This is a genomic window from Citrobacter sp. RHBSTW-00881, assembly GCF_013728515.1.
GTDB classification, from domain to species: Bacteria; Pseudomonadota; Gammaproteobacteria; order Enterobacterales; family Enterobacteriaceae; genus Citrobacter; species Citrobacter braakii.
Window position 1 is genome coordinate 1,065,173 of the sequence record NZ_CP056269.1, and the last position, 23,059, is coordinate 1,088,231.

23 protein-coding genes are annotated in these 23,059 nt (G+C 54.8%); 14 read left to right on the forward strand and 9 right to left on the reverse strand.

From position 1 onward, the window contains the following. Positions 1–112: 112 nt before the first annotated feature. The gene (locus HV311_RS05085; RefSeq protein WP_003825888.1) at positions 113–457 is read left to right on the forward strand and encodes a nitrous oxide-stimulated promoter family protein; all 345 of its coding nucleotides are present in this window, start codon (positions 113–115) and stop codon (positions 455–457) included. A gap of 106 nt (positions 458–563) precedes the next feature. Here HV311_RS05085 and flhA read toward each other — a convergent pair whose 3' ends face one another. From flhA to hypA, 6 genes are all read right to left on the reverse strand, one after another. Further along, positions 564–2,642, reverse strand: a complete 2,079-nt coding sequence (flhA, locus tag HV311_RS05090) for a formate hydrogenlyase transcriptional activator FlhA (protein ID WP_191220804.1) — start codon at positions 2,640–2,642, stop codon at positions 564–566. 206 nt (positions 2,643–2,848) lie between these two features. After that, a complete protein-coding gene (gene hypE, locus HV311_RS05095; RefSeq protein WP_016157324.1) occupies positions 2,849–3,859 on the reverse strand; it encodes a hydrogenase maturation carbamoyl dehydratase HypE in 1,011 nt (336 codons plus the stop codon). Further along, positions 3,856–4,977, reverse strand: coding sequence for a hydrogenase formation protein HypD (gene hypD / locus HV311_RS05100; RefSeq protein ID WP_019077547.1), 1,122 nt, complete (start codon positions 4,975–4,977; stop codon positions 3,856–3,858). The genes hypE and hypD overlap by 4 nt, the downstream gene beginning before the upstream one ends. After that, entirely contained in the window at positions 4,977–5,249 is a 273-nt protein-coding gene (gene hypC, locus HV311_RS05105; RefSeq protein WP_003037411.1) for a hydrogenase 3 maturation protein HypC, read from the reverse strand. Before hypC ends, hypD begins: the two co-directional genes overlap by 1 nt. Further along, entirely contained in the window at positions 5,240–6,112 is an 873-nt protein-coding gene (gene hypB / locus HV311_RS05110; RefSeq protein ID WP_016154192.1) for a hydrogenase nickel incorporation protein HypB, read from the reverse strand. Before hypB ends, hypC begins: the two co-directional genes overlap by 10 nt. Before the next feature lie 52 nt (positions 6,113–6,164). After that, positions 6,165–6,536 (reverse strand): hydrogenase maturation nickel metallochaperone HypA, encoded by a 372-nt coding sequence (hypA, locus tag HV311_RS05115; RefSeq protein WP_016154191.1) that lies wholly within the window; start codon positions 6,534–6,536, stop codon positions 6,165–6,167. Between the two features lie 198 nt (positions 6,537–6,734). Here hypA and hycA point away from each other — a divergent pair, with 198 nt between their 5' ends. The 9 genes from hycA to hycI all read left to right on the forward strand — a co-directional run bounded on the left by hycA (position 6,735) and on the right by hycI (position 14,611). Further along, positions 6,735–7,193 (forward strand): formate hydrogenlyase regulator HycA, encoded by a 459-nt coding sequence (hycA, locus tag HV311_RS05120; protein ID WP_016154190.1) that lies wholly within the window; start codon positions 6,735–6,737, stop codon positions 7,191–7,193. Between the two features lie 141 nt (positions 7,194–7,334). Next, positions 7,335–7,946: a formate hydrogenlyase subunit HycB gene (hycB, locus tag HV311_RS05125; protein ID WP_016154189.1), complete on the forward strand. Its 612-nt coding sequence runs from the start codon at positions 7,335–7,337 to the stop codon at positions 7,944–7,946. Next, a complete protein-coding gene (gene hycC, locus HV311_RS05130; protein ID WP_047414258.1) occupies positions 7,943–9,769 on the forward strand; it encodes a formate hydrogenlyase subunit 3 in 1,827 nt (608 codons plus the stop codon). Before hycB ends, hycC begins: the two co-directional genes overlap by 4 nt. Positions 9,770–9,771: 2 nt before the next feature. Further along, positions 9,772–10,695: a respiratory chain complex I subunit 1 family protein gene (locus HV311_RS05135; protein ID WP_191220805.1), complete on the forward strand. Its 924-nt coding sequence runs from the start codon at positions 9,772–9,774 to the stop codon at positions 10,693–10,695. A 17-nt stretch (positions 10,696–10,712) separates the two neighbouring features. Further along, a complete protein-coding gene (gene hycE, locus HV311_RS05140; protein ID WP_016154186.1) occupies positions 10,713–12,422 on the forward strand; it encodes a formate hydrogenlyase subunit HycE in 1,710 nt (569 codons plus the stop codon). A gap of 9 nt (positions 12,423–12,431) precedes the next feature. Next, positions 12,432–12,974 (forward strand): formate hydrogenlyase subunit HycF, encoded by a 543-nt coding sequence (gene hycF, locus HV311_RS05145; RefSeq protein ID WP_016154185.1) that lies wholly within the window; start codon positions 12,432–12,434, stop codon positions 12,972–12,974. Then, a complete protein-coding gene (hycG, locus tag HV311_RS05150; protein ID WP_003037388.1) occupies positions 12,974–13,741 on the forward strand; it encodes a formate hydrogenlyase subunit HycG in 768 nt (255 codons plus the stop codon). Before hycF ends, hycG begins: the two co-directional genes overlap by 1 nt. Beyond that, positions 13,738–14,148, forward strand: a complete 411-nt coding sequence (locus HV311_RS05155) for a formate hydrogenlyase maturation HycH family protein (RefSeq protein ID WP_003037385.1) — start codon at positions 13,738–13,740, stop codon at positions 14,146–14,148. The genes hycG and HV311_RS05155 overlap by 4 nt, the downstream gene beginning before the upstream one ends. Further along, on the forward strand, positions 14,141–14,611 hold the full coding sequence (hycI, locus tag HV311_RS05160; RefSeq protein ID WP_016154183.1) for a hydrogenase maturation peptidase HycI: 471 nt from the start codon (positions 14,141–14,143) through the stop codon (positions 14,609–14,611). The genes HV311_RS05155 and hycI overlap by 8 nt, the downstream gene beginning before the upstream one ends. A 74-nt stretch (positions 14,612–14,685) precedes the next feature. On the opposite strand, the gene HV311_RS05165 is transcribed toward hycI, so the two are convergent. Further along, the gene (locus HV311_RS05165; protein ID WP_016154182.1) at positions 14,686–14,925 is read right to left on the reverse strand and encodes a SymE family type I addiction module toxin; all 240 of its coding nucleotides are present in this window, start codon (positions 14,923–14,925) and stop codon (positions 14,686–14,688) included. A 270-nt stretch (positions 14,926–15,195) separates the two neighbouring features. On the opposite strand from HV311_RS05165, the gene HV311_RS05170 reads away from it, so the two are divergent. Then, positions 15,196–15,660, forward strand: coding sequence for an OB-fold putative lipoprotein (locus HV311_RS05170; protein ID WP_016157319.1), 465 nt, complete (start codon positions 15,196–15,198; stop codon positions 15,658–15,660). 83 nt (positions 15,661–15,743) lie between these two features. Here HV311_RS05170 and HV311_RS05175 read toward each other — a convergent pair whose 3' ends face one another. Then, positions 15,744–17,168 carry a 6-phospho-beta-glucosidase gene (locus tag HV311_RS05175; protein ID WP_191220806.1) on the reverse strand — a complete coding sequence of 475 codons (1,425 nt, stop codon included), beginning with the start codon at positions 17,166–17,168 and terminating at the stop codon, positions 15,744–15,746. A 22-nt stretch (positions 17,169–17,190) separates the two neighbouring features. Further along, positions 17,191–18,645, reverse strand: a complete 1,455-nt coding sequence (ascF, locus tag HV311_RS05180) for a PTS cellobiose/arbutin/salicin transporter subunit IIBC (RefSeq protein WP_046274835.1) — start codon at positions 18,643–18,645, stop codon at positions 17,191–17,193. A 264-nt stretch (positions 18,646–18,909) separates the two neighbouring features. On the opposite strand from ascF, the gene HV311_RS05185 reads away from it, so the two are divergent. From HV311_RS05185 to hypF, 3 genes are all read left to right on the forward strand, one after another. Beyond that, entirely contained in the window at positions 18,910–19,923 is a 1,014-nt protein-coding gene (locus HV311_RS05185; RefSeq protein ID WP_103766755.1) for a LacI family DNA-binding transcriptional regulator, read from the forward strand. Between the two features lie 145 nt (positions 19,924–20,068). After that, positions 20,069–20,614 carry an electron transport protein HydN gene (hydN, locus tag HV311_RS05190; RefSeq protein ID WP_003037366.1) on the forward strand — a complete coding sequence of 182 codons (546 nt, stop codon included), beginning with the start codon at positions 20,069–20,071 and terminating at the stop codon, positions 20,612–20,614. Positions 20,615–20,708: 94 nt separating this feature from the next. Continuing rightward, positions 20,709–22,949 (forward strand): carbamoyltransferase HypF, encoded by a 2,241-nt coding sequence (gene hypF, locus HV311_RS05195; RefSeq protein WP_191220807.1) that lies wholly within the window; start codon positions 20,709–20,711, stop codon positions 22,947–22,949. Positions 22,950–23,059: the final 110 nt, after the last annotated feature.

The following is a 23,059-nucleotide window of genomic DNA, read 5'->3' on the forward strand; positions in this document are numbered from 1 at the left end:
AAATGAAAATAATTCTTATTTGCGTAGGGTGCTAAGGAATGTATCACCGCCAGGTAATAGTCCTGCGCTTAGTTAAGGTGTATTATTTATGCAACTTAATTATGGAGGCATCATGTCCGGCAAACGTATTGCACGTGAGAAAATGACGATCCAGAGAATGATCTCGCTGTATGAGAGCCAGTGTCCGCAGGCTTCAGATGAACCGGGGCATTACGATGCGTTGTTTGCCTATGCGCAAAAGCGCCTGGATAAATGCGTATTTGGTGAGGAAAAACCGGCCTGCAAACAGTGTCCGGTGCACTGTTACCAGCCCGCTAAACGCGAAGAGATGAAGCAAATTATGCGTTGGGCTGGACCCAGAATGCTCTGGCGTCATCCGATCCTGACCGTGCGTCATCTGATTGATGACAAACGTCCGGTGCCGGAGTTACCCGAGAAATACCAGCGGAAGAAGTGATTTAGCAATTCTATGCCGGATGGCGGCTGCGCCTTATCCGGCCGACAAAGACAAACGCACCAGTGGCGTAGGCCCGATAAGCGTAGCGCTATCGGGCAATAATCCGTTAAACCAGTGCGTCCTTATCAATGCCCAGGCGCTTCATGCGCGAGAGTAACGTTGTGCGTTTCAACCCCAGTCTTTGTGCCGCGCCTTTAGGACCGGCGACAACGCCATTGGTTTCTTTCAGAACGCGCATTATCAGCTGGTATTCATCTTCGCCATCCTGCGCGACTTCGGTCGCCACCGGCGGCGTAGACGGCGCCATAGCGATTACATCCGGCAAGGACAGTTGCAGCACGTTGCCCCGGGTGAGCAGAACCGCGCGTTCTACGACGTTTTCCAGCTCGCGCACGTTACCCGGCCATTCCATGTTGCTCAGCGTACGCAGGGCTTCGGCGGGAATGCTGTCGATATTGCGCCCCATCCGGCGGGCAATTTTGAAGGTGAAGGCTTTCACCAGCAGCGGAATATCTTCCGGGCGCTCGCGCAGCGGCGGCAGATGGATCGGGAAGACGTTCAGTCGATAGTAGAGATCGTTACGAAACTCGCGATCGGCGACCATCTTTTTCAGATCGCGGTTAGTGGCAGCGATCAAGCGAACGTCGGTCTGGATCAGTTTATTGCTGCCCAGACGTTCAAACTCCTGCTCCTGCAGAACGCGCAGCAGCTTGGGCTGAAGTTCCAGCGGCATGTCGCCAACTTCATCGAGAAATAACGAACTTTTGTCCGCCAGTTCAAAGCGTCCAATCCGCTGCGTGCTGGCCCCGGTAAATGCGCCACGCTCATGGCCAAACAGATCGCTTTCCAGCAATCCGGCAGGCATTGCCGCGCAGTTCATTTTCACCATCCGACGGGCGTTACGTCCGCTCAGGTTGTGAATTGCTCGTGCGATCAGCTCTTTACCCGTCCCGGTTTCACCAAGAATCAGGACAGTGCTATCGCTTTGCGCCACCATTTCGACCTGTTTGAGTACGCTGTACATCGCTTCGCTGCGGCCAATGATTTCTCCGAACTCACTTTCTACGTTGTTGAGTTGTTCAGTCAGCGCCAGGTTTTCATCGACCAGCCGCTCCTTCAGGCGGTGGATCTCCTGGTAGGCGAGGGCGTTATCCACGGCGATCGCCACGCGTTCTGCGATTTGGCGCAGCAGTTTGAGATTGGCAGTGGTGAATACTTTCTCTTCACATTGCGCCAGCTTAAGTACGCCGAGCATATTATTGCCGGACATCAGCGGCAGCAGGCACAGAGTCTGTAGCTGGTTGCCCCAGGTTTCGAACAACATTCTTTCGTAAGGGGCCAGGGTATCGCGTTCGCTCAGGTTAATCAGCAGCATCTCTTTGCTTTTGAAGACCCGTTCAGAGAGCGTACCGGCTTCGTCCACTTCACTTTGTTCGTGTGCCGGATGATGTTCATCCAGATAGTGAGTGGAATAAATGCTGAGCTTGTTTTTGCGATCGCTGCGTAACACGATGCTGATGGCATCAATGTCGAAGTAGTGATGGATCTCTTTAGCGACTTCGCTGACCAGCTCATCAATATCCAGGCGGGAGAGCACAGCATTGGTGATGGCGACCAGGATGCGAAAGTTATCACGCTCACGGCACAGGAGATCGTAATCGACATTGTTGCTGACCCGGCTTTGAATTTGTTCAGCAACGACGCCGACTATTTGGGTGAAGGTCTGCAGCCGGTTGTACTCTTTTTCACTCCACGGTTGGTCTTCGTTACGGATAAATTCGCAACCGCCAAAGATTCGCCCATCTGCCGCCAGCGGCAACAGGCAGTAGTGACCAAATTTAGAATACAGCCCGCCAGAGGCCAGCTGTGGCCAGGTTTCGCTAAACTCGTGATAGTTGCAGTGCAGCGCATCGGGGCGAGACAAAATACGGCGTACCGGGCCATGCGCCAGCACCGTTTCGTCTTCATAATCGATGGGGGTACCATTTTCACGCGTCGCAAAATAACGCGCACGCTGCGTTTGTGCCTGCCATAAGACAATAGCCGCGCAGTCGGCCAGCGCTGAACGCTTGACCAGTTGCGAAAGCGCCTCGCTGAGAGACGGCAGGTCGGGCTGCTGTAATAATGTACGAGTAATATCGAACAGGCCTTGCTGTCCGAGGTCACTCATCGGTGTATACGACATATTGCTTTTCCAGGAAAAGCACCGCAGAACGGTGCGAAAACGGTAAATGAATTATAGGTATAAGTCGTAAATTATTGCCGGACTGGTCCAGCTACTCGAACCGTAGACCCGATCGGCAAAACGCCATCAGGTGATAATGCAGCGTTAAGGCCGGATGTCGACGCAAATGCGTCTTACCCGGCCTACAGCTTGCTGCCAACCGGCTGTTAGCATATACGAGGTAATGGTTCGGCGTGTGGTAAATCGAGAGTGCGTTTCACGCCGTAGAGTCCGGCAAGACGCACACCTTTGCGTTCTACCACTTCACCAATCATTGCGGCATCGCGTCCTAACGGATGTGCGCGCAGCGCGGCAAGCACCGTTTCAGCAGCCTGACGCTCAACGGCAATCACCAGCTTGCCTTCGTTAGCAAAGTTAAGCGCATCCAGACCCAGCAGTTCGCAAACGCCACGCACCGCGGGCTTCACGGGCAGGGCCGCTTCAGACAGCTCAATACCAAACCCGCATGAGGCGGCAAACTCATGCGTTACCGCATTCACGCCGCCACGGGTCGCGTCACGCAGCGCCTTCACGCCGGGAATATCACGCAGCGTCTGGATAAGCGGTGTCAATACCGCGCAGTCGCTGACCAGTTCGCCATCAAGACCCAGCTGTTCGCGCAGGTTAAGGATAGTTGCGCCGTGATCGCCAAGCGTACCGCTGACCAGCAGCACATCGCCAGGGCCGAGGGTCTGTGCGCCCCAGTGAATGTTGGCGGGGATCGCCCCCATTCCGGCCGTGTTGATGAACAGCTTGTCTGCAGCGCCGCGCTGCACGACTTTGGTATCGCCGGTCACGATGGCGATGCCTGCTTCACGCGCGGTCGCCGCCATACTGTTGACGACGGTTTTCAACGTCTCCATCGGCAAACCCTCTTCGAGGATAAAACCGCAGGAGAGGTAGCGAGGGATCGCGCCGCTGACCGCCACGTCGTTAGCCGTACCGCAGATGGCCAGCTTGCCGATATTGCCACCCGGGAAGAACAACGGATCGATAACATAGCTGTCGGTTGAAAACGCCAGACGATCGCCTTCTGCAACCAGTTGCGCTAGGTCCAGACGGGCCTGATCTTCTTGTTCCGCCAGCCACGGATTAGCAAAAGCCTCCATAAACAGACTGTTGATCAACTGCTGCATAGCCTGACCGCCGCTACCGTGGGCGAGTTGTACGCTGTTCATGCTTCACACTCCTGCTGACGATACTGATACCAGGCGGCACATGCGCCTTCTGAGGAGACCATCAGGGCGCCAAACGCGGTCTCCGGGTTACAGGTTTTGCCAAATAGCGGGCACTGATGCGGTTTGCATCTGCCGGTCAATACCTCGCCGCAACGCGCGCGCGGATCGTCATACACCTGCTGCGGCGCTGGCTGGAAATGCGCTTCGGCATCAAAGCGCTGATAGTCTGGCGTCAGGTGAACGCCAGAGGATTCAATGACGCCCAGACCGCGCCATTCGCTATCGCCATTGACGCAGAATACTTCGGCGATGGCCTGTTGCGCTAACAGGTTACCGGCGTCCGGCACCACGCGGCGATACTGGTTTTCAACCTGGCTATGCGCGGCAATCTTCTGTTCAATCAACATCACCACGCCCTGCAGCAGATCGAGCGGTTCGAAACCGGCGACCACCAACGGACGATGGAAATCTGAAGCAATGAAATTATAGGCATCAGTGCCAATCACCATGCTGACATGGCCCGGCGCTAAGAAGGCGTCGATGCCGTTGTCCGGCTGTTCCAGCAGGCTGCGCAGCGTAGGGATAAGCGTGATGTGCTGGCAGAAAAAGTAAAAGTTCTGCACGTCACGCTGTTTTGCCTGCTGAAGGGTGATGGCGGTGGTTGGCATTGTGGTTTCAAAACCCAGGCCAAAGAACACAACCTTACGCGTTGGGTTTTCCTGCGCCAGCTTCAGCGCATCCATCGGTGAATAGACGATGCGGATATCCGCGCCGCGCGCTTTGGCTTGTAGCAAAGAACCTTGTTTACCCGGAACGCGCATCGCATCGCCAAAGGTGCAAAAAATCACTTCCGGATGGCTGGCGATTTCCACACAGCTGTCGATTCTGCCCATCGGCAGAACGCAAACCGGGCAGCCCGGGCCATGAATAAACTCGACGTTGTCAGGCAACAATTGGTCGAGACCGAACTTGAAGATAGCGTGGGTATGACCACCACACACTTCCATGATGCGCAGCGGACGTTCAGCAGTGTAGGGGAGGTGTGCGGCACGTTCACACAGGTGCTCTATCAACTGCATCACCTGTTCTGGTGCGCGGTATTCGTCAACAAAACGCATTATTTTTCCTCGCCATACAACAACGCGCCGACATCCGGCTCAACGTCAAACATGTTTTGCAGCGCGTCGAGCGTGTCGCGCGCTTCAGCTTCATTAATGATGCTCATGGCAAAGCCGACGTGGACCAGTACCCACTGGCCCAGACGGGGTTGGCCATGTTCATCGCAGCTTCCGACCAGCGTCAGGTCGACGTCGCGCTGAATACCGCAAACGTCGACTTTGGCCTGGTTGCCATCAATGGTGCGGATTTGACCCGGAACACCTATGCACATCGCTGCGTCTCCAGCCAGGAGAGCCATTGGTCCATGCCTTCGCCACTGGTGGCGGAAATCAGGATAATCTCAATTTCCGGGTTCACTTCCCGGGCGCTGGCGATGCACTTTTCTACGTCAAAATTGAGGTACGGCAGTAGGTCTACTTTGTTGAGCAGCATCAGCGACGCGGCGGCAAACATATGCGGGTATTTCAGCGGCTTGTCTTCGCCTTCGGTGACGGAAAGCACCGCCACTTTATGGCGTTCGCCGAGGTCGAAGCTGGCCGGGCAAACCAGGTTCCCGACGTTTTCAATGAACAGGATGCCGTTGTCTTCAAGCGGCAAACGTGGCGCGGCGTCAGCAATCATTTGTGCGTCAAGATGGCAACCTTTACCGGTGTTGACCTGGATGGCGGGCGTACCTGTGGCGCGAATACGGGCGGCATCGTTAACCGTCTGCTGGTCGCCTTCAATGACGGCGCAAGGCACGCTGTCTTTGAGCTTCATCAGCGTTTCGGTCAGCAGCGTGGTTTTACCGGAGCCTGGGCTTGAGACAAGGTTTAATACCAGATGTTGACGGGCAGCAAAGCGGGCGCGGTTGCGCTCGGCCAGACGGTTGTTTTTATCCAGCACGTCAATTTCCACTTCCAGCATCCGGCGCTGACTCATGCCTGGTGCGTGGGTGCCTGCTTCACCGTGACCGTAATGCAAATCGCCTTCTTCAGTCTGGCTCGGTGTGAAACTGGAGGTCTTCACCCCGGTAATATTCAGCGCCGGACGAGCCGCTGGGGCAAATGGCGCGCTGCGAAACGCCGAGTGGGGATTATGCTCATCACCCTCTATATAAAGGTTGCCTTCAGCGCAACCACATGTCGTACACATCGCTCACTCCTGATTTATTACTTGCGATACTTCAGTTGCCGGATGATGACGCTTAGGCGTCGGCATCCGGCGCTGGAGTTTCATCTATTTCAATACGTCGAATCTGTAAGCCGTCATCGGCCACAATTCTCAGCATATCGCTGTTGCATTGCGGACATCTGCGCACGCGTTGCGTCAGTAAGGTGACGTATTGCTGACAAGATTCGCACCAACATTCGGCTTCTTGTTCTTCGAGGTGGAGTTTACAACCTTCTGCAAGGGTCCCGCGGCATACCAGATCAAAACAAAAGGCGAGAGCGCTGGTTTCTACGCAAGAAAATGCGCCAATTTTGAGCCAGACCCCAGTTACTCGCTGTGCACCGTATTGCGTGGCCTGTTGTTCAATCAATTCCAGTGCCCGTTGGCAGAGGGTTATTTCGTGCATACCGCCTCCTATGAAGTTGCCGTATTAAAAGCAATAAACATGCCAGCTTGAATTTTTTCGATCGTGACAATGACGACGATGACGAAATGACATGTCGTCACCGCTCTTTGATTTTTTATCTATATGAAAATTAAGGTTTTTAATTTTGGCATGAAATGTGCTTAAAGCTGTTCATCTCTGCTAAACGGGTAACCTGACATGACTATTTGGGAAATAAGCGAAAAAGCCGATTACATCGCTGAACGGCATCGTCGCCTACAGGACCAGTGGCGTATTTACTGCAACTCGCTGGTTCAGGGGATCACCCTGTCAAAAGCGCGTTTGCATCATGCAATGAGCTGCGCACCGGACAAGGATCTCTGCTTCGTCCTTTTTGAACACTTCACTATCTACGTCACGCTGGCGGACGGCTTTAACAGCCACACCATCGAGTACTACGTTGAAACGAAAGACGGTGATGATAAGCAACTGATTGCACAGGCTGAGTTGACCATCGACGGTAAGGTTGATGAGCGTATCAGCAACCGCGATCGCGAGCAGGTGCTGGAGCACTATCTCGAAAAAATCGCCACCGTCTACGACAGCCTCTATACCGCGGTTGAAAACAATATGCCGGTGAATTTAAGCCAGCTGATTGAGGGACATAGCCCGGCTTAAGCCTTGGGTGTGCCCACTTTTGTCATGATGCACTTTCATACTGCGTCACGACGTTTAGGGAATGGGCATGTCGAAAAATGTCGAAATGACATTTTCCAGACATGTTTTCGTCAAAAATGACTATCACCTGAGGAATGCCTGGTGAATCGTTTTGTAATTGCTGACTCCACTCTTTGCATCGGCTGCCACACCTGTGAAGCCGCCTGCTCAGAGACACATCGCCAGCATGGCCTGCAGTCAATGCCGCGCCTGAAAGTGATGTTAAATGAAAAAGAATCCGCCCCGCAGCTTTGCCATCATTGCGAAGATGCGCCTTGCGCCACCGTTTGTCCGGTTAATGCGATTAATCGCGTTGATGGTGCCGTGCAGCTGAATGAAAGCCTGTGTGTAAGCTGCAAACTGTGCGGGATCGCCTGTCCGTTTGGCGCGATTGAGTTTTCCGGTAGCCGTCCGCTGCATATCCCGGCAAACGCCAATACGCCAAAAGCGCCTCCGGCTCCGCCAGCGCCTGCCCGCGTGAGCACGTTGCTGGACTGGGTTCCGGGTATTCGTGCCATCGCGGTGAAATGCGATCTGTGCAGTTTTGACGAGCTTGGTCCGGCCTGCGTACGCATGTGCCCGACCAAAGCCCTGCACCTGGTGAGTAACGTGGATATTGCCCGCGCCAGCAAACGTAAGCGTGAGCTGACTTTCAATACCGACTTCGGCGATCTCACCTTGTTTCAGCAGGCTCAGAGTGGGGATGCAAAATGAGCGCAATTTCACTGATTAACAGCGGCGTAGCCTGGTTTACGGCGGCTGCGGTTCTGGCATTTCTGTTTTCATTTCACAAACCGCTGAGCGGCTGGATTGCCGGGGTTGGCGGTGCGGTTGGCAGCCTGTGTACAGCGGCTGCGGGTTTCACCGTACTGACTAATGCCCTGGCTTTAAGCGGTGTGATGCCGTTTATTGGTCACAGTGTGCAAATTACCCCGTTGAACGCTATCTGGCTGATTACGCTGGGCCTGTGCGGCCTGTTTGTCAGCCTGTTCAACATTGACTGGCATCGTCATCCGCAGGTAAAAGCCAACGGGCTGCTGGTGAATCTGCTGATGGCCGCAGCGGTATGTGCGGTGGTTGCCAGCAACCTCGGAACGCTGGTGGTGATGGCGGAAATCATGGCGCTGTGTGCCGTGTTCCTCACCGGCTGCAGCAAAGAGGGCAAACTGTGGTTTGCGCTGGGCCGCGTCGGCACGCTACTGCTGGCTATTGCCTGCTACCTGATGTGGCAACGCTACGGCACCCTGGAGCTGCGCCTGCTTGACCTGCGCACTCAGGAGCTGCCGCTCGGGTCTGATATCTGGCTGCTGGGCGTGGCGGGTTTTGGCCTGCTGGCCGGGATTATTCCGCTGCACGGATGGGTGCCACAGGCACACGCCAACGCCAGCGCACCGGCTGCGGCTCTGTTCTCTACCGTCGTCATGAAGGTGGGGCTGCTGGGTATTCTCTCCCTGTCGCTGCTGGGCGGTAACGCGCCGCTGTGGTGGGGCATTACGCTGCTGGTGCTGGGAATGATCACCGCGTTTGTCGGCGGTCTGTATGCACTGATGGAACACAACATTCAGCGTCTGCTGGCATACCACACGCTGGAAAACATCGGCATTATTCTGCTGGGTCTGGGCGCTGGCGTAACCGGAATTTCCCTGAATCAACCTGCGCTGATTGCGCTGGGTTTGACCGGCGGTCTGTACCACCTGGTAAACCACAGCCTGTTCAAAAGCGTTCTGTTCCTGGGCGCAGGCAGCATCTGGTTCCGTACCGGTCATCGTGATATCGAAAAACTGGGCGGTATCGGTAAACGTATGCCGGTTATCTCTCTGGCGATGCTGGTTGGCCTGATGGCGATGGCCGCACTGCCGCCGCTGAACGGTTTTGCCGGTGAGTGGGTTATCTACCAGTCCTTCTTTAAGCTTGGCAACAGTGGTGCTTTTGTCGGTCGTCTGTTAGGACCGTTGCTGGCGGTGGGACTGGCGATTACCGGCGCGCTGGCGGTGATGTGTATGGCGAAAGTCTATGGCGTTACGTTCCTTGGCGCACCGCGCACGAAGGAAGCTGAAAATGCCTGCTGCGCGCCAATTCTGATGGGCGTTAGCGTAGTCGCGTTGGCTATCTGCTGCGTGATTGGGGGCGTTGCTGCGCCGTGGCTGCTGCCGATGATCTCCGCTGCCGTTCCGCTGCCGCTGGAAACCGCGAACACCACCGTTTCTCAGCCAATGATCACGCTGCTGCTGATCGCATGTCCGCTGTTGCCGTTCATCATCATGGCGATTTTCAAAGGCAACCGTCTGCCATCGCGTTCACGCGGTGCGGCATGGGTGTGTGGTTACGATCACGAGCAGTCAATGGTCATTACCGCACACGGTTTTGCCATGCCGGTGAAAGAAGCCTTTGCGCCGGTACTCAAACTGCGCAAATGGCTGAATCCGGTATCACTGGTTCCGGGCTGGCAGAATGCGGCTGCACCGGTGCTGTTCCGTCGCCTGGCGCTGATTGAGCTGGCGGTACTGGTGGTGATTGTGGTTTCACGAGGAGCCTGAGAATGAGTGTTTTATATCCGTTAATTCAGGCGCTGGTGCTGTTTGCCGTTGCGCCGCTTCTGTCCGGTATTACCCGCGTGGCACGTGCGCGTTTGCACAATCGCCGCGGTCCGGGCGTTTTGCAGGAATACCGCGACATCATCAAACTGCTGGGCCGTCAGAGCATTGCGCCTGCAGATTCCAGTTGGGTTTTCCGCCTGACGCCGTTTGTGATGGTGGGTGTGATGCTGACTATCGCCACCGCGTTGCCGATAGTGACCGTTGGCTCACCACTGCCGCAACTGGGCGATCTGATCACCTTAATTTACCTGTTCGCCATCGCCCGCTTCTTCTTCTCTATCGCGGGCCTGGATACCGGTAGCCCGTTTACCGCTATTGGCGCCAGCCGCGAAGCGATGCTCGGCGTGCTGGTTGAACCTATCCTGCTGCTGGGTCTGTGGGTAGCGGCGCAGGTTGCTGGCTCAACGCATATCAGCAATATCGCCGATACCATTTATCACTGGCCTACTGCACGCAGCATTCCGTTGATTCTGGCGCTGTGCGCCTGTGCTTTCGCCACCTTTATCGAAATGGGCAAACTGCCGTTCGATCTGGCAGAGGCAGAGCAGGAGCTGCAGGAAGGTCCATTGACCGAATACAGCGGCAGCGGTTTTGCGGTGCTGAAATGGGGCATTAGCCTTAAGCAACTGGTCGTTCTGCAAATGTTCGTTGGCGTGTTCCTGCCGTGGGGACAGATGGAAACCTTCACCTCGGGTGGGCTGCTGCTGGCGCTGGTGATTGCCGTCGTCAAACTGGTTCTCGGCGTGCTGGTCATCGCCCTGTTCGAAAACAGCATGGCGCGTCTGCGTTTTTGCGCCACTTCACGCGTGACCTGGGCCGGTTTTGGGTTTGCGTTTTTAGCGTTCGTCTCCTTGCTGGTGGCGTGATTTAAGAGAGTTTGAGCATGTCTGAAGAAAAATTAGGTCAACAATATCTCGCGGCGCTGCACCAGGCCTTCCCGGGCGTCGTGCTGGATGAAGCCTGGCAGACCAAAGATCAGCTGACGATCACCGTCAAGGTGAACTACCTGCCGGAAGTGGTGGAGTTCCTGTACTACAAACAGGGGGGCTGGTTGTCCGTGCTGTTTGGTAACGACGAACGTCAGCTGTGCGGTCATTATGCTGTGTACTACGTGCTGTCGATGGAGCAGGGTACCAAGTGCTGGATTACCGTGCGCGTTGAAGTCGATGCTAATAAGCTGGAGTTCCCGTCCGTCACGCCGCGCGTGCCTGCTGCGGTCTGGGGCGAGCGCGAAGTGCGCGATATGTACGGTTTGATCCCGGTTGGTTTGCCCGATGAGCGTCGTCTGGTACTGCCGGATGACTGGCCGGACGAACTCTACCCGCTGCGTAAAGACAGCATGGATTATCGCCAGCGCCCCGCGCCGACTACCGATGCTGAAACCTACGAGTTCATCAACGAACTGGGAGACAAGAAAAATAATGTAGTGCCGATTGGCCCATTGCACGTCACCTCTGATGAACCCGGTCACTTCCGTCTGTTTGTTGACGGCGAGAACATCATCGACGCCGACTACCGTCTGTTCTATGTCCACCGCGGCATGGAGAAGCTGGCGGAAACCCGCATGGGTTACAACGAAGTGACCTTCTTGTCCGACCGCGTGTGCGGCATTTGCGGCTTTGCGCACAGCACCGCCTATACCACCTCCGTCGAGAACGCGATGGGCATCGTCGTGCCGGAACGTGCGCAGATGATCCGCGCCATTCTGCTGGAAGTTGAACGTTTGCACTCGCACCTGCTGAACCTCGGCCTGGCCTGTCACTTTACCGGTTTTGACTCCGGCTTTATGCAGTTCTTCCGCGTGCGTGAAACCTCCATGAAGATGGCGGAGATCCTCACCGGGGCACGTAAAACTTACGGTCTGAACCTGATCGGCGGTATTCGTCGTGATCTGCTGAAAGAGGATATGATCCAGACCCGTCAACTGGCGCAGCAGATGCGTCGTGACGTGCAGGAACTGGTCGATATGCTGCTCAGCACGCCGAACATGGAACAGCGTACCGTAGGTATTGGTCGTCTGGATCCGGAAATTGCCCGTGACTTCAGTAACGTCGGCCCGATGGTACGCGCCAGCGGCCATGCGCGTGACACCCGCGCCGATCACCCGTTTGTGGGCTATGGCCTGCTGCCGATGGAAGTTCACAGTGAGCAGGGTTGCGACGTTATTTCTCGTCTGAAAGTCCGTATCAATGAAGTCTACACCGCACTGAATATGATCGACTTTGGTCTGGACAACCTGCCAGGCGGCCCGCTGGCTGTGGAAGGTTTTACCTACATTCCACACCGCTTTGCGCTGGGCTTTGCTGAAGCGCCGCGCGGGGATGACATCCACTGGAGTATGACTGGCGACAACCAGAAACTGTATCGCTGGCGCTGTCGCGCGGCGACTTACGCCAACTGGCCGACGCTGCGCTACATGCTGCGTGGCAACACCGTTTCCGATGCCCCGCTGATTATCGGTAGCCTCGATCCTTGCTACTCCTGTACCGACCGTATGACCGTGGTCGATGTGCGTAAGAAGAAGAGCAAAGTCGTGCCGTACAAAGAACTTGAGCGCTACAGCATCGAGCGTAAAAACTCGCCGCTGAAATAAGGAATCGCCATGTTTACCTTTATCAAAAAAGTCATCAAAACCGGGGCGCCGACGTCGTCGTATCCGCTGGAGCCGATTGCGGTCGATAAAAACTTCCGTGGCAAACCGGAACACAATCCGCAGCAGTGCATTGGCTGTGCGGCCTGTGTGAATGCGTGCCCGTCGAACGCGCTGACGGTAGAAACCGATCTGGTCACCCATGAGCTGGCGTGGCAGTTCAACCTCGGCCGTTGCATCTTCTGCGCCCGCTGCGAAGAAGTCTGCCCGACGGCGGCAATCAAGCTGTCGCAGGAGTATGAACTGGCGGTGTGGAAGAAAGAGGATTTCCTGCAGCAGTCCCGCTTTGCGCTGTGTAATTGTCGCGTATGTAACCGCCCGTTTGCGGTACAAAAAGAGATCGATTACGCCATTGCGCTGCTTAAGCACAACGGTGACAGCCGTGCGGAAAACCACCGTGAAAGCTTTGAGACCTGCCCGGATTGTAAGCGCCAGAAATGCCTGGTGCCGTCTGACCGTATTGAACTGACTCGCCATATGAAAGAGGCCAGCTGATGAGCAATTTATTAGGCCCACGTGACGCCAACGGTATTCCGGTACCGATGACGGTGGATGAATCCATTGCCAGCATGAAAGCGTCGCTGCTTAAAAGCATCAAGCGTTCAGCGTACGTTTACCGTGTGGACTGCGGCGGCTGCAACGGTTGTGAAATCGAAATCTTCGCTACGCTTTCTCCGCTGTTTGATGCCGAACGTTTTGGTATCAAAGTTGTACCATCACCGCGCCATGCGGATATCCTGCTGTTTACCGGCGCGGTAACGCGTGCCATGCGCTCTCCGGCGCTGCGCGCCTGGCAGTCTGCGCCAGATCCGAAAATTTGTATCTCTTACGGTGCCTGCGGTAACAGCGGCGGTATCTTCCACGACTTATACTGCGTATGGGGCGGCACGGATAAAATCGTACCGGTGGATGTGTATATTCCTGGCTGTCCGCCAACGCCTGCGGCTACGCTGTACGGTTTTGCAATGGCGCTGGGTCTGCTGGAACAAAAAATTCACGCGCGTGCGCCAGGTGAACTGGACGAACAGCCGGCTGAAATTCTGCATCCGGACATGGTTCAGCCGCTGCGCGTGAAGGTGGATCGTGAAGCACGCCGTCTGGCGGGCTACCGCTACGGTCGCCAGATTGCTGATGACTATATGACACAGTTAGGGCAGGGCGAGCATCAGGTGGCGCGCTGGCTGGAAGCGGAAAACGATCCGCGTCTGACCGAGATCGTCACGCATCTTAATCATGTTGTCGAAGAGGCGCGTATCCGATGAGTGAAACGGTGGTGTTCAGTCAACTGAGCCGTAAGTTTATTGATGAGAACGATGCAACGCCCGCTGAGGCGCAGCAGGTTGTCTATTACAGCCTGGCGATTGGTCACCACCTTGGGATCATCGATTGCCTGGAAGCGGCGTTAACCTGTCCGTGGGATGAATATCTGGCGTGGATTGCCACGCTTGCCGAAGGCAGTGAAGCCCGCCGGAAAATGGAAGGCGTGCCGAAGTACGGCGAGATCGTCATCGACTTCAACCATGTGCAGATGCTGGCGCGCGCGTTCGATGATGCGCGTGCCGTGCAGACTCCGCAGCAGCAGGAGTGGAGCAAGCTGATGCTCAGCATGCTGCACGATATCCACCAGGAAAGCGCCATCTATCTGATGGTGAGGAGACATCGTGACTGACGTTTTATTATGTGTGGGTAACAGCATGATGGGCGATGACGGCGCGGGGCCGCTGTTGGCCGAAATGTGTGCTGCAAATCCTCAAGGTCAATGGGTTGTCATCGACGGCGGTAGCGCGCCGGAAAACGACATCGTCGCCATCCGTGAGTTGCGTCCGCAGCGTCTGTTGATTGTGGATGCCACCGATATGGGGCTAAATCCTGGTGAAATCCGCATTATCGATCCTGATGATATTGCCGAGATGTTCATGATGACCACCCACAACATGCCGCTGAACTACCTGGTCGATCAGCTGAAAGACGACGTTGGCGAGGTGATTTTCCTTGGCATTCAGCCGGATATTGTCGGTTTTTACTACCCGATGACACAGCCGATCAAAGATGCGGTAGATACCGTCTATCAGCGATTAGCCGGGTGGGAAGGACACGGTGGATTTGCTGAATTAGAGGCACCGGAAGCCTGAGCCTGAGGGCACTGAATACCGGATGGTGTGTCGCATTACCACCATCCGGATAACGTCGAGACCCTCGAAACAGACTATTCACCTGCTTGTTCAATAATTAATTTCCCCTGCGTAACCGATACTTTTACCGACGTGCCCGTTGGGAACCCCGCCTGTTCCAGCCAGTCTCCGTTCATCGTGAGTGAAGCATGGCGGCTTATACGTCGTGTAAAACCGGTTTTGCGATCTTCATGCCGTACTCTGACATAGCTGACTTTAAAATGACGTAATGGCTTGTTGATAACCGCTTCGGCATTACCATTTTTACCAGACATAAACACTCCCTTGTTACGAATAAAACGATGGAAAACTACTGAATAAAATGCCAGTAAAAAGGCGGGAGGGCAAACCCGAAACTGGAAGGCAGATCCAGAAAATAGAATGCAAATAATGAACGGATGAGAAGTTGATAATAGCTGGGGGGGAATATTCTCTTCTTTTACTAATACGGGAGTTATATTATATTTCGGCGTTGTTCAGGGAGGTTATATACTCGAATTATTTAGAATTTGAATATATGGGAAATTAATATACAGGAGTTATTTATGCGTTCAGGTATACGTTTGGTAAATTTAATTATTATTTCCTCTCTTCTTAGCGGGTGCGAGACGGCGGCTGACGCGTTCTTCTCTGCGGGAGACCGATTATTTCAACCGGGGGAGTCATCAGCTGCGTCAATGCCAACCTTGTCCGTCGCTGATTTTGTCGCGCCCTATACCTTAAATCCTGTTAAAGCCAATAAGGACTATCTTGGTGAATGGGTGAAGCTGCGGGGCGTGGTCATTGATATTCGTAAGGTTAATGGTATTTCCAATGCTTATTCTTATCTTGTCAGCCTGAAAGACGAAAATAATAAAACGAACAACGTGATTCAGTTCCAGTTTGGCTCCCATAATAGTACGAATGTTGAGTCATTACAGATTGGCCGGAGCGCGACAATTATTGGTCAGGTCCACGCGTTGGGCGAAGCGCCTTTGCCGCTGCTGCAAAATCCTAAAGTTGTACAATAAAAATGATAACAGACAGCGGGTATATATATTCTGAATAATACGTGTTGCCGGATGGCGGCGTCATCCGTTATCCGGCAACATTGTTATTCCAGATCGGTCCCGTTGCTCGCAATCACTTTCTTATACCACCAGAACGATTTTTTGCGTTTACGCGCTAACGTGCCGTTGCCCGCGTCATCGCGGTCCACATACACAAAACCGTAGCGTTTGCTCATCTCACCGGTTGAGGCTGAAACCAGATCGATACAGCCCCAGGTGGTGTAGCCCAGCAGCGGCACGCCATCCTCAATAGCATCTGCCATGGCGCGAATGTGCTCGCGTAAATAGCTAATGCGATAGTCGTCATTGATTTCGCCGTTAGCATCGATTTCATCTTTCGCCCCCAGCCCGTTTTCCACCAGAAACAACGGCTTCTGGTAGCGGTCATACATCATATTCATGGTGATGCGCAGACCGAGTGGGTCGATGCCCCAGCCCCATTCGCTGGCGGCAATGTACGGATTACGCAGCGACTTCACCACGTTAGCGGCGCTGGTATTGCCAGTATTCATTTCAGCGGAGGCGCAGCGCGATGCGTAATAGCTAAACGAGACGAAATCGACGGTGTTTTTCAGGATATCGTCATCTTCCGCCGCTTTTTCTATCACCACGCCTTTTTCGCGAAACACACGGGCAGAGTAAGCGGGGTAAGCCCCGCGCGCCTGCACATCAATAAAGAACAGGTTTTCGCGGTCTTTTTCCAGCGCGGTCCACACATCTTCCGGTTTACAGGAATAAGGATAAAAATTACCGCCCGCCAGCATACAGCCGACCTGGTTTTGCGGATTAATTTCATGGGCAATTTTAGTTGCCAGGGCGCTGGCAATCAGTTCGTGGTGGGCGGACTGATATTTCACCTGATCCTGATTTTCACCTTCTTCAAACACCAGTCCGGCGCCAGAAAAAGGGCTGTGCAGCATAATGTTGATTTCGTTGAACGTTAGCCAGTACTTCACCAGACCGTCAAAGGCCTCGAAGCAGGTACGGGCGTAGCGGGTAAAGAACTCTACCATTTTGCGGTTACGCCAGGAGCCATACTCGCTGACCAGATGCATCGGCACATCAAAGTGACACAGCGTAACTAACGGCTCAATACCGTATTTTTTACACTCGGCAAACACGGCCCGGTAAAACGCGATACCCTCTTCATTTGGCGTTAGCTCGTCACCGTTAGGGTAGAGACGGCTCCAGGCAATGGAAGTACGAAAAACCGTAAACCCCATTTCCGCCATCAGCGCGATATCTTCTTTATAGCGATGATAAAAGTCGATTGCCTGATGGCTGGGATAAAATTCGTCATCCCGCAGCGTAAAGCGTTTTTCCTGACCCAGTTTGACGGCCATGCGGTTTGTGCCGTGGGGGATCATATCGACGGTGGTCAGCCCTTTGCCGACTTCCTGGTATGCCCCTTCTGACTGGTTGGCGGCCAGTGCGCCGCCCCATAAAAATCCTTGCGGAAAAACAGACATAGTTAACCTCAGTTCATACCAGTCAAATGCTGGCTCTATTGATATTGCCTGGTTGCGCGGCCTGGTTTTTTCTGGCCTGCGCGGCTGCATCTTCGACAGGAATATCTTCAAAGCCGAGGAGCAGTGTTAATACAAAGGAAAGCACGACCGCCAGTGCCATCACGCCAAACACCCAAACGATGGTCATCGGATTGGCTGGATCGAAAAACTGTACGCTGGTGAACAAGCCTGGAGCCGCCATGGAGTGGCTCGCCAGTCCGGCCATTCCGGCAACGGCACCGCAGATAAAGCCGCTGATAAGACTCGCAATCAGTGGGCGTTTCAGGCGGATCGCCACGCCATACAGCGCGGGTTCGGAAATGCCTGCCATGATGGCCGAGGCGGCTGCCGCTAACGCCGTCTGACGCAGTTCCGGGTTTTTGGTTTTCCATGCTACTGCCAGCGATGAACCGCCCAGCGACAAATTGGCGCCGATTTCCGACGGCATCACCATGCCTTCTTTTCCGGTTTCGGCAATGGTCTGAATAATGGTTGGCGTGAAGACGCGGTGCATACCGGTCATCACCAGCAGCGGCCACAATGCGCCCATAATGGCCACCGACAGCCAGCCGAGATAGCCGTGAATGGTATAAACCAGCGCTGAAATTGCACTACCGATCCAGATACCGATAGGGCCAATGATGACGATGGCGAGTGGGGCGGCGATCAGCACGATTAGCATCGGTTTAAGGAAGTTTTTGGTTACCGCCGGAGTGATGCGATCGACCCAGCGTTCGATGTAGGACAGACACCAGGTCATGACCAGCGCCGGGATCACCGTGTAGGTGTATTTCACCGCCGTCACCGGGATCAGGGCAAACTCAACGTGCTCACCCTGCGCGGCCTTCGCCATCAGTTCGATGAAGCTGGGATGCACCAGTACGCCTGCGATGGCGATTGCCAGCGACATGTTGGTTTTGAATTTTATGGCTGCTGAGGCGGCGACCATCAATGGCAGGAAGAAGAAGGCGCCGTCGCCGATTACGGTCAGAATAGTGAGCGTGGACGATCCTTTTACCAGCACGCCGGTCATTTCGAGGATCATTGCCAGTAGCTTGAGCATTGATCCGCCGATAATAGCCGGGATCAACGGGGACATTGTGCCGATCAGCGCGTCGAGGATCCCCGCGCCAATCCGCTTCAGCGTCAGCCGAGGTTTGGTTTGCGGCTCTGCAGGTTGCATATTGGCAGGTAACAGGCTGACTACCTCGCGATACGCCTGCGAAACGGTGTTGCCGATGATCACCTGGCACTGGTTATCGCTGCGCACCACGCCGAGCACGCCAGGGAGCGTCTTCAGCGTCGTGCTGTCGACCTGCGAGTCATCTTTGATAACGAAACGCAAACGGGTCATACAGTGGGTCACTGCTGTGATGTTGTCCACGCCTCCCAGAGCCGTCACAACCGAGCGCGCCAGCGCTGCATAATTTTTGGACATCGGATTTAATCCTGTTTTATCAGTAGAGTACGTTATGTTTTATCCGTTCACGTTGGTCGCTTTTCTGGGTTGATGAAACGCAGATAGGAAACCGGTTCCACAAAATCATGTTTAAATTACACGTAATTGGCAAGGTTTAATTTTGATCGTTTTTTATAATTGTGACTCCGATCACCAGATGTCAGCGTTTGCAATTGAGCAGCAAGGACAGCGGCGAAACGGTGCAGTACACTGCGTCACATTGAGAGAAAAGGGATGAGTAATATGACCACGATGCTGGAGGTGGCGAAGCGTGCCGGGGTGTCAAAAGCGACGGTTTCCCGGGTGCTTTCCGGGAATGGCTATGTCAGCCAGGAAACCAAAGACCGCGTGTTTCAGGCCATTGAAGAGAGTGGTTACCGCCCTAACTTGCTGGCACGCAGTCTGGCAGCGAAAACTACGCAGACGCTGGGTCTGGTGGTAACTAACACCCTTTATCACGGCGTCTATTTCAGCGAACTGCTGTTTCATACCGCGCGGATGGCGGAAGATAAGGGACGCCAGTTGTTGCTGGCTGACGGTAAGCACAGCGCAGAGGAAGAGCGTCAGGCGATCCAGTACCTGCTCGACCTGCGCTGTGACGCGATTATGATCTATCCGCGTTTTCTTAGTGTGGATGAGATAGACGATATCATCGACGCCCACGCCCAGCCGATTATGGTGCTTAATCGGCGGCTGCGGAAAAATACCAGCCACTGCGTGTGGTGCGATCAAAAGCAAACCAGTTTTAACGCCGTTACTCAGCTCATTGCCGCCGGGCACAAAGAGATTGGCTTTATTACTGGCTCGATGGATTCGCCTACCGGCGTGGAGCGACTTTCAGGCTATAAAGACGCGCTGGCACATCATGGCATTCCGCTTAATAATGATTTGATTGTTAAAGGGAAATGGACGCCAGCCTGCGGCGCGGCGGGAGTCGATACTTTGCTTTCGCATAAGGTCAATTTTACCGCGCTGGTGGCCAGCAATGATGATATGGCGATCGGTGCGATGAAGCAGTTGCACGCGCATGGCGTGCGCGTCCCTGCTCAGGTGTCGGTGATTGGCTTCGATGATATCGCTATCGCGCCATACACTATTCCGGCGCTTTCCAGCGTCAAAATCCCGGTAACGGAAATGATTCAGGAAACGATAGGCCGCCTGATCTTTATGCTGGATGACGGGGCGTTTACGCCGCCAAAAACCTTCACCGGTGAACTCATTCAACGCGACTCTGTTGCGCCGCTCGTTTTGCGCTGACGGCTGTCATTTGTCATCGTCACTAGTGACGATGACACGGCTTCTCTGCATTCATCAAAATAAAAAACCTTTAATAACAGTTAATTAAATTCTGGCACGATTTATGAATGCTTCGGCAGATAATCTGTCATTGCTGGAGAAATTGATGAACCGTTTCATCATTGCAGACGCCAATAAATGCATTGGTTGCCGTACCTGTGAAGTGGCCTGCGTGGTATCCCATCAGGATAACCAGGACTGCGCATCGCTGACCCCTGAAACCTTTTTACCCCGCATTCACGTCATCAAAGGCGTTAATGTCTCCACGGCGACGCTGTGCCGCCAGTGTGAAGACGCGCCGTGCGCTAACGTCTGCCCGAACGGTGCAATCAGCCGTGATAAAGGCTTTGTTCACGTGATGCAGGAGCGCTGCATTGGGTGTAAAACCTGCGTTGTGGCTTGCCCTTATGGCGCAATGGAAGTAGTCGTGCGTCCGGTTGTTCGTAACAGCGGGGCAGGTCTGAACGTCCGGGCAGAAAAAGCCGAAGCCAATAAGTGCGACCTGTGCCACCATCGTGAGGCCGGTCCTGCCTGTATGGAAGTCTGCCCGACTCACGCGCTGATTTATGTGGATCGCAATAAGCTTGAGCAACTGAGTGCTGAAAAACGCCGTCGCGCGGCGCTGGATTCCACTGCATCTTTGCTGTTCTGATATCTGAAAATCCGCGTAAAATACGTGCCGGATAAGGCGAAGCCGCCATCCGGCAAACGGACATTTCAGGGATACAATACCGCGGGAATTCATCATGACAATAAACAACCACTCCGGCGTACAGCTGCGTATTCGCGGTAAGGTACAGGGCGTCGGATTTCGCCCCTACGTCTGGCAACTGGCGCAGCGGTTACAGCTACATGGCGATGTGTGTAACGACGGTGACGGTGTGGTTGTGCGTATACAGGAAGATCCGGCAGAGTTTATTGCGCAATTGCATCAACACTGCCCGCCGCTAGCGCGCATTGACAGCGTTGAGAGCGAACCGTTCGCCTGGAAGCAGCCGCCTGCCGACTTCTCGATTCGGCAAAGTGCTGGCGGAACGATGAATACGCAAATCGTTCCGGATGCCGCGACCTGTCCAGAATGTCTGGTTGAAATGAACACCCCCGGTGAACGCCGCTATCGTTATCCCTTTATCAACTGCACCCACTGTGGCCCGCGCTTTACGATCATCCGCGCCATGCCCTACGATCGCCCGTTTACCGTGATGGCGTCATTCCCACTCTGTGCGCAATGCGATAAAGAGTATCGTGATCCATACGACCGTCGCTTCCATGCCCAGCCCGTTGCCTGTCCGGCATGCGGTCCCCACCTCGAATGGTTTAGCGCGGGTGAGCGGGCGGAGAAAGAAGAGGCGTTGCAGGCGGCAGTATCGCGCCTGAAAGCGGGCGGTATTGTGGCCGTTAAAGGGATCGGTGGGTTTCATCTGGTGTGCGATGCACGAAATGATGACGCCGTAGCGCTGCTCAGGCTGCGCAAACACCGTCCGGCAAAACCTCTGGCAGTGATGCTGCCCGGTGATGATGGACTGCCTGAACCTGCTCGTCGTTTGCTGACAACCCCAGCCGCGCCGATCGTGTTGGTGCAGAAACGCTATGTCGCAGCATTGAGCGAGGGCATTGCGCCAGGGTTAACGGAAGTGGGCGTCATGCTGCCAGCGAATCCGTTGCAGCATTTGCTCTTACAAGATATGAATTGTCCGTTGGTAATGACCTCCGGCAATCTCAGCGGCAGACCGCCCGCTATTACCAACGCGCAGGCGCTGGAAGATTTACACGAAATTGCCGATGGTTTCCTGCTGCATAACCGCGAAATTGTGCAGCGGATGGATGACTCTGTGGTACGCGACAGTGGGGAGATGCTGCGTCGTTCACGGGGTTACGTGCCGGATGCGGTGGCGCTGCCGCCAGGATTTCACGACGTGCCGCCGATGCTTTGCCTGGGCGCAGATCTGAAAAATACCTTCTGCCTGGTGCGTGGTGAACAGGCGGTTATCAGCCAGCATTTGGGCGATCTCGGCGATGACGGCATTCAGCAGCAGTGGCGTGATGCGCTGCGCCTGATCCAGAACATTTATGACTTTTCGCCGCAGCGTATCGTGCATGATGCACACCCTGGTTATGTTTCCAGCCAGTGGGCCAGCGAAATGAATCTGCCAACCGAAACGGTGCTGCATCACCATGCGCATGCCGCTGCGTGTCTGGCCGAGCACGGCTGGTCGCTCGATGGTGGTGACGTGATTGCCCTGACGTTAGACGGTATCGGCATGGGGGAAAATGGCGCGCTGTGGGGGGGAGAGTGTTTGCGGGTCAACTATCGTGAATGCGAACACCTTGGCGGCTTGCCAGCGGTAGCGCTGGCGGGGGGCGATCTGGCGGCAAAACAGCCGTGGCGCAATTTGCTCGCGCAGTGCCTGCGTTTTGTTCCTGACTGGCAGCGCTACCCGGAAACATCGGTGCTGCAACATCAAAACTGGAACGTGCTGGCGCGCGCCATTGACCGGGGGATTAACACACCGCTGGCGTCATCGTGCGGACGGCTGTTTGATGCCGTTGCCGCCGCGCTTCAATGTGCGCCGGAATCGCTGAGTTATGAAGGTGAGGCGGCCTGCGCGCTGGAGGCGATGGCATCGCATTGTGCTGGCGTTGAGCACCCTGTCACGGTGCCGCTTGATGGCAATCAGCTGGACTTAGCGGTTTTTTGGCAGCAATGGCTGACCTGGCAGGCCAAACCTGCCGAAAGAGCGTGGGCGTTTCACGACGCGCTGGCGCGTGGGTTTGCTACCCTGATGCGTTTGCAGGCCGAAGAGCGGGGGATTAAGACGCTGGTATTCAGCGGAGGTGTGATGCATAACCGCTTATTGTCAGCCCGGCTGGCGTTTTATCTGCATGATTTTACCTTACTGTTCCCACAGCGTTTACCGGCGGGCGACGGCGGGTTGTCGTTGGGGCAGGGCGTGATTGCCGCGGCGCGGGCGTTGGCGCAAAAATAAAAAAAGCCCCGGGACTGGCGGGGCAAGAACAACAGGTCGGGGCATACCGACAAGTGGCAACGCACATCCATGTGCGTGAGGTTAATAAATCAAGCAACGGTATCCTGTAC

What these genes read in the sequence shown, in the direction of transcription:
- hycE (WP_016154186.1), top strand. Translation starts at nt 10,713, where the DNA reads ATGTCTGAAGAAAAATTAGGTCAACAATATCTCGCGGCGCTGCACCAG.
- hypC (WP_003037411.1), bottom strand. Translation starts at nt 5,249, where the DNA reads ATGTGCATAGGTGTTCCGGGTCAAATCCGCACCATTGATGGCAACCAG.
- HV311_RS05185 (WP_103766755.1), top strand. Translation starts at nt 18,910, where the DNA reads ATGACCACGATGCTGGAGGTGGCGAAGCGTGCCGGGGTGTCAAAAGCG.
- HV311_RS05170 (WP_016157319.1), top strand. Translation starts at nt 15,196, where the DNA reads ATGCGTTCAGGTATACGTTTGGTAAATTTAATTATTATTTCCTCTCTT.
- hycC (WP_047414258.1), top strand. Translation starts at nt 7,943, where the DNA reads ATGAGCGCAATTTCACTGATTAACAGCGGCGTAGCCTGGTTTACGGCG.
- HV311_RS05085 (WP_003825888.1), top strand. Translation starts at nt 113, where the DNA reads ATGTCCGGCAAACGTATTGCACGTGAGAAAATGACGATCCAGAGAATG.
- flhA (WP_191220804.1), bottom strand. Translation starts at nt 2,642, where the DNA reads ATGTCGTATACACCGATGAGTGACCTCGGACAGCAAGGCCTGTTCGAT.
- hypE (WP_016157324.1), bottom strand. Translation starts at nt 3,859, where the DNA reads ATGAACAGCGTACAACTCGCCCACGGTAGCGGCGGTCAGGCTATGCAG.
- hypB (WP_016154192.1), bottom strand. Translation starts at nt 6,112, where the DNA reads ATGTGTACGACATGTGGTTGCGCTGAAGGCAACCTTTATATAGAGGGT.
- hypA (WP_016154191.1), bottom strand. Translation starts at nt 6,536, where the DNA reads ATGCACGAAATAACCCTCTGCCAACGGGCACTGGAATTGATTGAACAA.
- HV311_RS05135 (WP_191220805.1), top strand. Translation starts at nt 9,772, where the DNA reads ATGAGTGTTTTATATCCGTTAATTCAGGCGCTGGTGCTGTTTGCCGTT.
- hycF (WP_016154185.1), top strand. Translation starts at nt 12,432, where the DNA reads ATGTTTACCTTTATCAAAAAAGTCATCAAAACCGGGGCGCCGACGTCG.
- HV311_RS05165 (WP_016154182.1), bottom strand. Translation starts at nt 14,925, where the DNA reads ATGTCTGGTAAAAATGGTAATGCCGAAGCGGTTATCAACAAGCCATTA.
- HV311_RS05175 (WP_191220806.1), bottom strand. Translation starts at nt 17,168, where the DNA reads ATGTCTGTTTTTCCGCAAGGATTTTTATGGGGCGGCGCACTGGCCGCC.
- hypF (WP_191220807.1), top strand. Translation starts at nt 20,709, where the DNA reads ATGACAATAAACAACCACTCCGGCGTACAGCTGCGTATTCGCGGTAAG.
- hydN (WP_003037366.1), top strand. Translation starts at nt 20,069, where the DNA reads ATGAACCGTTTCATCATTGCAGACGCCAATAAATGCATTGGTTGCCGT.
- HV311_RS05155 (WP_003037385.1), top strand. Translation starts at nt 13,738, where the DNA reads ATGAGTGAAACGGTGGTGTTCAGTCAACTGAGCCGTAAGTTTATTGAT.
- hypD (WP_019077547.1), bottom strand. Translation starts at nt 4,977, where the DNA reads ATGCGTTTTGTTGACGAATACCGCGCACCAGAACAGGTGATGCAGTTG.
- ascF (WP_046274835.1), bottom strand. Translation starts at nt 18,645, where the DNA reads ATGTCCAAAAATTATGCAGCGCTGGCGCGCTCGGTTGTGACGGCTCTG.
- hycA (WP_016154190.1), top strand. Translation starts at nt 6,735, where the DNA reads ATGACTATTTGGGAAATAAGCGAAAAAGCCGATTACATCGCTGAACGG.
- hycG (WP_003037388.1), top strand. Translation starts at nt 12,974, where the DNA reads ATGAGCAATTTATTAGGCCCACGTGACGCCAACGGTATTCCGGTACCG.